This window comes from Shinella sp. G-2 (genome assembly GCF_050172695.1).
Taxonomy (GTDB): domain Bacteria; phylum Pseudomonadota; class Alphaproteobacteria; order Rhizobiales; family Rhizobiaceae; genus Shinella.
Map to the genome: position 1 here is coordinate 520,529 of NZ_JBBEYH010000003.1, position 9,906 is coordinate 530,434.

The following is a 9,906-nucleotide window of genomic DNA, read 5'->3' on the forward strand; positions in this document are numbered from 1 at the left end:
CCATGGCGGTGGCGGGTCACGGTCCCATCGTTCTCATCGGCGCCGGGAATATGGGCGGCGCCATGCTGGCCGGCTGGCTGAAGAGCGGTGTTGCCGGCGCCTCCGTCATCGTGATCGATCCCGGCCCGCAGCCGGCCATGGCCAAGCTGATCGCCGACAACGGCGCGCGCCATGAGACATCGGCGCCCGAGGGCGTGAAGGCCGGCGTGATCTTCGTTGCGGTGAAGCCGCAGGTCATGGACCAGGTTCTGCCGCCGCTGAAGGGCCTCGTCGGCCCCGACACCGTCATCGTCTCCGTTGCCGCGGGCAAGACCATCGCCAATCTCGAAAGCCACCTCGGCGAGGCCGCCACGGTGCGCGCCATGCCGAACACGCCGGCCATGATCGGCCGCGGCGTGACGGGGGCTTTCGCCAATGCGCGCGTCACGCCGGCGCAGCGCGATTTCGTGCATGCCCTTCTCAAGGTGAGCGGTCCGGTCGAATGGGTCGCCACCGAGGGCGATATCGATGCCGTCACGGCGGTCTCGGGCAGCGGCCCGGCCTATGTTTTCTATCTCGTCGAATGCATGGCAGAGGCAGGACGCAAAGCGGGCCTGCCGGCGGACCTCGCCATGCGCCTCGCACGGGAAACCGTCGCGGGGGCTGGTGAATTGCTTCACCAGTCCCCCGATGACGCCAGCCGCCTGCGCCAGAACGTGACCTCGCCCGGCGGCACCACCGCCGCCGCCCTCTCGGTGCTCATGGCCGACGACGGCATGCAGCCGCTCTTCGACAAGGCCATTGCCGCCGCGCGCAAGCGCGCCGAGGAACTGGCGGGCTGAGTTTCTTACAGCTTTTGAGATTCTCCGCCGAACCTCTCCGCGCGAGCGGGACAAGGGGATCTGCGGCCGACTGGCCGGTTGAGGGACTACCGCGTTTTCAGATTGGGGATTTCATGACCGAGACCATTACCTACGCCGATTTCGAACGCGTCGACATTCGCGTCGGCACCATCGTCGAGGCGCTGCCGTTTCCGGAGGCGCGCAAGCCGGCCTACAAGCTGCAGATCGATTTCGGCCCGGAAATCGGCATCAAGAAGTCCTCGGCGCAGATCACGGTACACTATACGCCGGAAACGCTTGTCGGCCGCCAGGTGCTCGCCGTCGTCAATTTTCCGCCACGCCAGATCGGCCCGGTGCGCTCGGAAGTTCTGACGCTCGGTTTCGAGGACGAGACGGGTGCGATCGTGCTGGCCGGGGTTGGCCAGGACGTGCCGAACGGCAAGAAGATGTGCTGATTCAGAGCTTGTCAGGTTTAATTTGAACCAGACAAGCTCTGAATTCTTTTGTTTTCGTTTGTCTTTTCGGGAAACCGGTTCCCACTTTTCCCTGACGAACTCCAGCCGGCGATCAGGCGGGAACGCGGATCGTCGCCCTCAAGCCACCCATCGGACTGTCCCCCAGCGTGACGTTGCCGCCGTGGCTGCGTGCGATGTCGAGCGCGATGGCAAGGCCAAGGCCCGTGCCGGATGCATCCAGATTGCGCGCCTCGTCGAGCCGGAAGAACGGCTTGAACACATCCTCGCGCGAGCGCTCGGGAATACCGGGGCCGTCGTCATCGACGGTGATGGTGAGCCACTTGGCGCCATGGCGGGCTTCCACACGCACGGTCTTGGCATAGCGCATGGCATTGGAAACGAGGTTGCCGACAAGGCGGCTGAAGGCGTTCGGCCGCACCAGAACCTCGTCCTCGCCCTCGATCTCGCTGGAGAAGGTGCGTTCGTGCAGTTCCGCCTCCAGGGCGAAGCGGTCGAAAAGATCGGACAACCGGAGTTCGCCGACATCCTCTTCCGCATCGCCGCGCGCGAAGGAGAGGTAGCCCTCCAGCATGGTCTGCATGTCCTCGACATCCTTGTTGAGGCCCTGCAGGTCGGGATTGTCGCCGGCGAGCGCCAGCTGCAGCTTGAAGCGGGTCAGGATGGTGCGCAGATCATGGCTGACGCCGGTCAGCATGGCGGTGCGCTGTTCCATTTGCCGTTCGATGCGCTCGCGCATGAGAATGAAGGCAAGGCCCGCACGGCGCACCTCGTCCGCACCCCGCGGGGCAAAGCTCTCCGGCATTCGCTGGCCCTTGCCGAAACTCTCGGCGGCCTGCGCCAGCGCCAGGATCGGGCGGATCTGGCCGCGCAGGAAGAGGATGGAAATGCCGATCAGCACCAGCGACGTGCCGATCATCCAGAGCAGGAAGATATGGGTGTTCGAGGCATAGGCCTGGCTGCGCCGGGCGTAGACGCGCAGCACCTTGTTGTCGAGCAGGATGCGGATTTCGACGAGGTTGCTTTCGCCGACCGTATCGATCCAGAAGGGGCGGCGGATCTGGCGGACGATCTCCTCGCTGAGAATCTCGTCGAGAATGTTGAAGAACGGCTTGCTGCGCGGCGGCGGCAGTTCCTTGCCGGGCTCGATGGAGACGATGAGCTCCAGCCGCTCGCGGGCGATACGGGAGATCTCGGTATAATTTTCGTCCTGCGGATAGGTCTCGATGAGATCGATGATCGCGGCGATGTCGCGCGTGACGGCCATCGACAGGCGCTGCGTCACGAGCTGCCAGTGACGCTCCATGAAAACGAAGGCGACGACCGCCTGAAGCAGCACCATCGGAATGATGATGATGAGCAGCGAGCGGGCATAGAGGCCGGTCGGCATCTGGCGCCGCAGCCAGCGCGCAAACCGCCGCCAGCCGGCCATCGGCGCGCGCTCGATATCACGGCGGAGGGTCTGCAGGGTGGTCATGGGCGGCGTTCCGGGGAGGGTGACCGTCGCGACGTCCCGCGCTCGCCGGACGACCGGAGCTGGAGAGAGCCCATGCCCTGCATGCCCGGGCGCACCTTCACCCCTGCTCCACGCTGAGCCGGTAGCCGATGCCACGCACCGTCTGCAGCCAGACGGGGTTGGACGGATCGTCCTCGATCTTGCGGCGCAGGCGGTTGATCTGCACGTCGATGGTGCGTTCGCCGACCTCGGTTTCCTCGCCGATCAGCTCATGGCGCGGAATGGTCTCCCCGGCGCGCTGGGCGAAGAGCAGCATGATTTCCTGTTCCCGGTCGGTGAGGCGGATGAGGTCGCTGCCGCGCTTCAGCTCCTTGCGCACGATGGAGAAGGTGTAGGGGCCGAACATGATCTGCTCGATCTTCGGTGCGGCGGGCGCCATGTTGCGCTTCAGGATGTTGTTGATGCGCAGCACCAGTTCGCGCGGCTCGAAGGGTTTGGAAAGATAGTCGTCGGCGCCGGCCTCGAGGCCCTCGATGCGCGCCTTGGATTCGGCGAGCGCCGTCAGCATGAGAATCGGCACGGGGCGGATTTCGCGCAGGCTCTTCGTCAGCGACAGGCCGCTTTCACCGGGCATCATCACGTCCATGATGATGAGGTCGAAATCGAGCCCGCGCAGCTTGCGCCGCGCCTCGTCGGCATCGCCGGCGACAGTGACGCGAAAACCTTCTCCCAGCAGATACCGGCTGAGGAGCTCGCGGATGCGGGTGTCGTCGTCGACGACGAGAAGATGGGAGGCGTCATCGGAGGGCGCGCCGGCAGCGGTCATCGTCTTCACCCGTTGTTCAAACTGTCATTCGCTCTTGGCGTTCTGCATGCCGGTGAGGAACCGGATCACGGTACGGCGGTCGCCGTTGCCCATTTCCTCGAATGCACGGGCGATGCGGCGGGATTGCGGCTCGGCGAGCGCAAGGGCAAGTTCGCGTCCCGCCCTTGTGGGATAGAGCTTGCGCTGGCGGCGGTCCTCGGGGCCGGCCACCTGCTGGATATAGCCGGAATCGATGAGCTGCTTCAAGACGCGCGCCAGGCTCTGCTTGGTGATCTTCAGCGTGTCCAGGAGGTCCGCCACCGTCATGCCGGGCTCGCGGTTGACGAAGTGCACCACGCGGTGGTGGGCGCGGCCGAAGCCGCTCGTTTCGAGGATCGCGTCGGGATCGGAAATGAAGTCGCGATAGGCGAAGAACAGGCCTTCGATGATCTCGAAGTCGATGCGCCCGTCGCCGGTCATGGCGTCCTCGTGCAGCTCGTTCGCGCCGTTCTTGTCCGGCATCTGTCGGGCCACGTTGTCATTTCCTTTCATGCCTTGCCGTCCCCGCGTAATTTATCGCAAAATATGTCAGCCTTGTTGACATATTTTTTCGCTCTTGTTAGGGTCCCGCTCACGTTGCGGTTCCCGGGCGCCGAAGGATACCCGGCGTCATTTCGATCCCCCAATCCGGATGATTGTCCCGATCAGGCGATCCTGCCCGTTTCTGGTTAGACCGTAACAGGCGAAACAATCAACTTCAAAGAATGGCGCCCGCGCGCCGGAGGATGACAGCATGGCAGTTCCTTTCGATCAACTGGATGGGCAAATCTGGTTCAACGGCGAATTCGTCGACTGGAAGGACGCCAAGATTCACGTGCTGACCCACGGCCTGCACTATGCAAGCGCCGTGTTCGAGGGCGAGCGCGCCTATGGCGGCCGCATCTTCAAGCTCACCGAGCATAACCAGCGCCTGCACAAGTCCGCCGAAATCCTCGGCTTCAAGATTCCCTATTCGGTCGAAGAGCTGGATGCGGCGACCACCGAACTCCTGAAGCGTCAGGGCTTCTCCGAAGCCTATGCGCGGCCGATCGCCTGGCGCGGTTCGGAAATGATGGGCGTTTCGGCGCAGAACAACCGCATCAACGTCGCCATCGCGATCTGGCAGTGGGGCAGCTACTTCAACCCGGCCGAAAAGCTGAAAGGCATCCGCCTCGATATCGCCGAGTATCGCCGCCCGGACCCGAAGACCGCGCCGTCGAAATCCAAGGCCGCCGGTCTCTACATGATCTGCACCATCTCCAAGCACGCCGCCGAAGCCAAGGGCTATGCGGATGCGATGATGCTGGACTATCGCGGCCAGGTGGCCGAGGCGACCGGCGCCAACATCTTCTTCGTCAAGGACGGCGTCATCCACACGCCGGTACCGGACTGCTTCCTCGACGGCATCACCCGTCGCACGGTCATCGAGCTTGCCAAGCGCCGTGGCTACGAGGTTGTCGAGCGGGCAATCCTGCCCGAGGAACTTTCGAGCTTCTCCGAGTGCTTCCTGACGGGTTCGGCCGCTGAAGTGACGCCGGTTTCCGAGATCGGCCCCTACCGCTTCACGCCCGGCACGATCAGCGAGACGCTGATGAACGACTATATGAAGGAAGTCTATCCCGCCGCCGTGGCTGCCGCCGAGTAACCGGCTGGCTTGCAGGACCTGGGGAGCGCCCGCGGCCGTGCCGCGGGCGTTTTCGTTTGTCAGAGAAGAAAGGCCAGCCTCTCATCGGCTTTTCCCGGCGTGATCTCCATGATCTCGGCCTGCACCACGTCTTCGGCAACGAAGGGGTCGTTCTTCACGCGGGCTTCCAGGTCCGTGCGCGAGACATTGTGGGCGAGGACCGCGCCGCCGGCGGCCGGCTGGAGGCTTCCGGTTAGAAGGAAGACGCCGTCGTCGAAGCCGCGCCGGATCCAGACATTGTGCCCGTCCATGAATTGCGCGGCCTTTGCCTTGTTGGCGGAAAATTTCAGGGTGACGAGGAACATGTAGCGTCTCCTTCAGGCGGGGTGAGGGGAGTGTCGGGATGCTGGCGTTGCAGCCAGTCGTTCATGTCGGCGATCTCGCGCTCGATGAAGGCGCCGTCCCGGAAGGCGGTGGCAAGGGCGGCGACGCCCTGGCTGCGCATGAGGATGTGTAGCGCCAGGTCGTCGGCATCGTCTGCCCGCCCCATGCTTGTAAACTGCGCGGCGAGCCAGACACGGAACAGCGTGAAGATTTCGGCGGCATCGTCCCTTGCGACATGGTCGAGCTTTGCAAGTTCGTTGCAGAGCGTCCCCACGGGGCAGCCGTAGTGCATGATCCCGGCGCGGTTGGTGGTGAGGATCTGGATGAAGCTCCCGATCCGCGCGGCGGGCGATGCGTCCTCCTGCCAGGCATCCAGCATCTGCCGGGTCTTGGCCTTGCGCTGGTCGATGACCGCGGTGAGAATCTCGTCCTTCGTCCTGAAGTGATAGTAGAAGTTGCCGCGCGACAGGCCAACGGCTTCCGCGATATGCGCAAAGGATGTCGCTTCGAAGCCCTGTTCGTAGAAAAGCCTGTCGGCGGCATCCACGATATATTGGCGGGTGTCCTGTGCTTTCATCAACGGTACCGTATAGGTCGTTTGTCCTAATCGAGGATTAGGTCAATTGTCCTATTGCGTCAAGGCCGCGTATCCCGCAAAGAAAACACCCGCGAAAGCGAGGCTTCGCGGGCGTCCTTCAATTCCTGCGGCGCTTTCGCGCCTCTCTTACTTCTTGCCGAGAACCGCGCCGACGATGGCCGTCAGCACGCCGCCGCCGACCAGGCCGCCAAGGCCGTTGGCGACAAGGCCGGAAAGCCCGGCTTCACCGCCCACCATTTGCAGGAGAAGACCGCCGCCGACCCCGCCGATGGCGCCGACGATGGTACGGACGATCACGCTGACAGCCGCCTGTTTCAGGGCTGCGCCCGCGGCATTGCCGCCAATGGCGCCGGCGATGAGCTGCGTGATGATGGGCATCAATGCTTCCATGACTTCCCCTCCGAAAGGTCCGCCCGGAATGAGAGTGGCCCGGGCCGGACATTGGCCTCGTTGCCGGATGTGCGGTCTGGAGCCCGCGCCACCCGCTGCCGAAAGACTCGGCATCCGCAACGTGCGGACAATTTGGGGTTCTGTCAATTTACCCGCGCATGTCGTGCACCGTGAACTTGGGAATTTGGAAGGAGAGGGGCCCCAAAGTAAAGAGGCGGCCGCAATGCGACCGCCTCTTCCTTCCCCGCATGGCTTGGTTGCCGCGGTTTTTATTCTGCTGCGATCACGCCCCGGCGGATCTGGTCTTCCTCGATGGATTCGAAGAGTGCCCGGAAATTGCCTTCGCCGAAGCCCTCGTCGCCCTTCCTCTGGATGAACTCGAAGAAGATCGGGCCGATCACGGTCTTCGAGAAGATCTGGAGCAGGATCTTCGTCATGCCGCCATCGACGACGCCTTCGCCGTCAATCAGGATGCCGTGCTTCTTCATGCGCTCGACGGGCTCTTCATGGCCGACGACGCGCACATAGGACCGGTCGTAATAGTTTTCCGGCGGGCCGGGCATGAACTTCATGCCGTTGCCGGCGAGCTTGTCCGTCGCGTCGTAGATCGCATCGGTCCCGACGGCGATGTGCTGGATGCCTTCGCCCTTGTATTTCTTCAGGTATTCGACGATCTGGCTCGTCTCGTCCTTCGATTCGTTGAGCGGAATGCGAATCTTGCCGCAGGGCGACGTGATGGCGCGCGAGACGAGGCCGGTGATGCGGCCGTCGATGTCGAAGAAGTGGATCTGCTTGAAGCCGAAAAGCTCGCGGTAGAAATCCCACCACTTGTCCATGTTGCCGCGATAGACATTGTGCGTGAGGTGATCGAGGAAGTAGAAGCCGACGCCCTCCGGCTTCGGGTCGCGCGCGCCGGTCCAGACGAATTCCGCGTCATAGGCCGATCCCTTGGCGCCGTACTTTTCGATGAAATAGAGCAGCGAGCCGCCGATGCCGATGATGGCGGGCACGTCGAGCGCCTTGTCGTCGCCTTCATAGGGTGTCGCGCCCTTGGCGACGGCATGGTCGAAGGCATGCTTGGCATCGACCACGCGCCAGGCCATGGAGGCGGCGCAGGGGCCGTGCTCGCCGGCGAACTTCATGGCGTGCGAGCCGGACTCGGCATTGATGACATAGTTGATGTCGCCCTGCCGCCAGACCGAGATCGCCTTGGTGCGATGGGTCGCGACCTTGCTGTAACCCATGCGGGCGAACAGCTCTTCCAGCTTTTCCGGTTCCGGGTGGGCGAACTCGACGAACTCGAAGCCATCCGTGCCCGCGGGATTTTCGGCGGTGATCAGTGCCGGCGGTGCGTCATGCGGGAAAGGGCCCATCGTTCGTCCTCCTCGAAAGTGATGTGGAGGCAGTATGGCGCGGAACCCATGCAATGTGCGTGCATAGTGCTTGCGTTTTGACAATCTCATGCGATGTTCGTGCATGAACTTGGCTGATGGAGAGAAAATCGTGCAGCTTGACGATTTCGACCGGAAATTGCTCGCGCATTTGCAGGAGGATGCCCGCCTGACGAACAACGAGTTGTCGGAGCGCATCAATCTTTCGCCCTCCCAATGTTCGCGCCGGCGCATCCGGCTGGAGGAGGAGGGGATCATCCGCGCCTATCGGGCGGAACTCGACCGGGAAAAGCTCGACCTCGGCATCGTCATCGTCGTCACGGTGACGCTCTCGACCCACAACCGAGACAATGCGGTGCGCTTTGCCCGGTTGATCTCCAGTCTGCCGGAAGTGCTGGAGGCATTCTCGCTGACGGGGGAGATGGATTACATCATCAAGGTCGTGGTGCCGAACCTGAAGGCGCTCTCCGCCTTCGTCAACGATGTGCTGCTGCCGCACGAATCCGTCTCGCATGTGAAGACGGCCATCGTGCTCGACACGCTGAAGGAAACGACCGCCCTGCCACTCTGACGGGCTGTTGCCTTGCGGCAACACGGTTCGTCAACCCTGTTTCCCGCGGAACAGACTGGAATCCTGCGCCGTTGTAGAAAGCGATCACAACGACAAACAGGCCGCTTCAAGGACGGCCCCACCAGGGAACAGGATCATGCAATCGAACCCGAAGCCGCAGAACCCGGTCGCTGACCGTCTTCGCCCCGTTGCCTATCTCTATATCGTCGCCAATCTCGCCGTTGCCGCGCTGCTTTTCTCCACCGTCTCGCCGACCCTTGTCTCCGGCCCCGTCCAGGAGATCGCGAGCCTGCGCTAGTTGAGACTTGGTCTTCGCGCACGCTTGCGGCTATACGGGGATCAACAGCGGCAACCGAGCGAGGACCCCATGGGCATGCTTCAGGCGGGCATCATCCCCGTCACTCCCTTCCAGCAGAACTGCACCATTCTCTTCGATACGGAGACGAAAGAGGGTGTGGTCGTCGATCCCGGCGGCGATGTCGACGTGATCCTCGAGACGGTCAAGGAGAACGGCATCGTCTTGAAGGCCATCTGGCTGACGCACGGCCATATCGACCATGCGGGCGGCGCGAAGGAACTGAAGGACGCACTCGGCATCGACATCATCGGCCCGCACAAGGACGATCTTTCACTCCTGCAGCGACTGGAGGCGCAGGCTTCGATGTTCGGCGTGCCGATGAAGGTCAGCAATGTCGTGCCGGACCGCTGGCTGGAAGACGGAGACAAGGTCTCTTTCGGCGATCATGAATTCGAGGTCTATCACACGCCGGGCCATGCGCCGGGCCATGTGATCTACTTCAACCGCAAGCAGGGCTTCGCCCATCTGGGTGACGTGTTGTTCCAGGGCTCGATCGGCCGGACCGACCTGCCGGGCGGCGACCACCAGCAGCTTCTGGATTCGATCCGTGACAAGGTCTTCCCCCTCGGCGACGAGGTCGGCTTTCTCTGCGGCCATGGGCCGGGCAGCAAGATCGGCGACGAACGGCGCAGCAACCCGTTCCTGCGCGGGCTCTAGCCTTTTGTTTTTACCGCATTATGCGACGCCGAAGCGATCCCGCTTCGGCTGGAAATGCTTTGGAGTTTGTCAGGGAAAAGTGGGAACCGGTTTTCCTGAAAAGACAAACGAAAACAAAAGAATTTAGAATTTGTCAGGGAAAAGTGGGAACCGGTTTTCCCGAAAGGACAAACGAAAACAAAAGAATTTGGAGCATGTCTGGTTCAATCTGAGCCTGACATGCTCTGGAATGCAAGAAGGGCGCCTCTCGGCGCCCTTCTTTTTGTCCGTCAGCCTTAGGTCGGATCGACATTCAAGATTCCCAAATCGGCTGATTGCTGATTCATAGGTTACCGTGTT

The 9,906-nt window shown here is 62.5% G+C and carries 13 protein-coding genes; 6 read left to right on the top strand and 7 right to left on the bottom strand.

The window, feature by feature from the left end:
• The first annotated feature begins 2 nt into the window (after positions 1-2).
• Positions 3-821: a pyrroline-5-carboxylate reductase gene (gene proC / locus V8U06_RS09020; RefSeq protein WP_427140369.1), complete on the top strand. Its 819-nt coding sequence runs from the start codon at positions 3-5 to the stop codon at positions 819-821.
• Positions 822-934: 113 nt separating this feature from the next.
• On the top strand, positions 935-1,276 hold the full coding sequence (locus tag V8U06_RS09025) for a tRNA-binding protein (protein WP_427140355.1): 342 nt from the start codon (positions 935-937) through the stop codon (positions 1,274-1,276).
• Positions 1,277-1,388: 112 nt separating this feature from the next.
• On the opposite strand, the gene V8U06_RS09030 is transcribed toward V8U06_RS09025, so the two are convergent.
• The 3 genes from V8U06_RS09030 to V8U06_RS09040 form a co-directional block, all read right to left on the bottom strand.
• Positions 1,389-2,771 carry an ATP-binding protein gene (locus tag V8U06_RS09030; protein WP_226918269.1) on the bottom strand — a complete coding sequence of 461 codons (1,383 nt, stop codon included), beginning with the start codon at positions 2,769-2,771 and terminating at the stop codon, positions 1,389-1,391.
• Between the two features lie 97 nt (positions 2,772-2,868).
• Positions 2,869-3,576 (bottom strand): response regulator, encoded by a 708-nt coding sequence (locus V8U06_RS09035; RefSeq protein WP_226918270.1) that lies wholly within the window; start codon positions 3,574-3,576, stop codon positions 2,869-2,871.
• Positions 3,577-3,600: 24 nt separating this feature from the next.
• Complete coding sequence (locus V8U06_RS09040) at positions 3,601-4,077, bottom strand: MarR family winged helix-turn-helix transcriptional regulator (protein WP_427140370.1); 477 nt, start codon at positions 4,075-4,077, stop codon at positions 3,601-3,603.
• Between the two features lie 271 nt (positions 4,078-4,348).
• Between V8U06_RS09040 and V8U06_RS09045 the strand changes: the two genes are divergently transcribed.
• Complete coding sequence (locus tag V8U06_RS09045) at positions 4,349-5,239, top strand: branched-chain amino acid aminotransferase (protein ID WP_427140356.1); 891 nt, start codon at positions 4,349-4,351, stop codon at positions 5,237-5,239.
• A gap of 59 nt (positions 5,240-5,298) precedes the next feature.
• Here V8U06_RS09045 and V8U06_RS09050 read toward each other — a convergent pair whose 3' ends face one another.
• The 4 genes from V8U06_RS09050 to hppD all read right to left on the bottom strand — a co-directional run bounded on the left by V8U06_RS09050 (position 5,299) and on the right by hppD (position 7,963).
• Positions 5,299-5,583 (bottom strand): YciI family protein, encoded by a 285-nt coding sequence (locus V8U06_RS09050; protein ID WP_427140357.1) that lies wholly within the window; start codon positions 5,581-5,583, stop codon positions 5,299-5,301.
• A complete protein-coding gene (locus V8U06_RS09055; RefSeq protein ID WP_427140358.1) occupies positions 5,565-6,179 on the bottom strand; it encodes a TetR/AcrR family transcriptional regulator in 615 nt (204 codons plus the stop codon). Before V8U06_RS09055 ends, V8U06_RS09050 begins: the two co-directional genes overlap by 19 nt.
• Positions 6,180-6,326: 147 nt before the next feature.
• A complete protein-coding gene (locus V8U06_RS09060; protein ID WP_226918275.1) occupies positions 6,327-6,590 on the bottom strand; it encodes a hypothetical protein in 264 nt (87 codons plus the stop codon).
• A 269-nt stretch (positions 6,591-6,859) separates the two neighbouring features.
• Positions 6,860-7,963, bottom strand: coding sequence for a 4-hydroxyphenylpyruvate dioxygenase (gene hppD, locus V8U06_RS09065; protein WP_427140359.1), 1,104 nt, complete (start codon positions 7,961-7,963; stop codon positions 6,860-6,862).
• Between the two features lie 88 nt (positions 7,964-8,051).
• Here hppD and V8U06_RS09070 point away from each other — a divergent pair, with 88 nt between their 5' ends.
• The 3 genes from V8U06_RS09070 to V8U06_RS09080 all read left to right on the top strand — a co-directional run bounded on the left by V8U06_RS09070 (position 8,052) and on the right by V8U06_RS09080 (position 9,567).
• On the top strand, positions 8,052-8,552 hold the full coding sequence (locus V8U06_RS09070) for an Lrp/AsnC family transcriptional regulator (protein ID WP_427140360.1): 501 nt from the start codon (positions 8,052-8,054) through the stop codon (positions 8,550-8,552).
• 136 nt (positions 8,553-8,688) lie between these two features.
• Positions 8,689-8,850: a hypothetical protein gene (locus tag V8U06_RS09075; protein WP_427140361.1), complete on the top strand. Its 162-nt coding sequence runs from the start codon at positions 8,689-8,691 to the stop codon at positions 8,848-8,850.
• Between the two features lie 75 nt (positions 8,851-8,925).
• Positions 8,926-9,567: an MBL fold metallo-hydrolase gene (locus tag V8U06_RS09080; protein WP_427140371.1), complete on the top strand. Its 642-nt coding sequence runs from the start codon at positions 8,926-8,928 to the stop codon at positions 9,565-9,567.
• Positions 9,568-9,906: the final 339 nt, after the last annotated feature.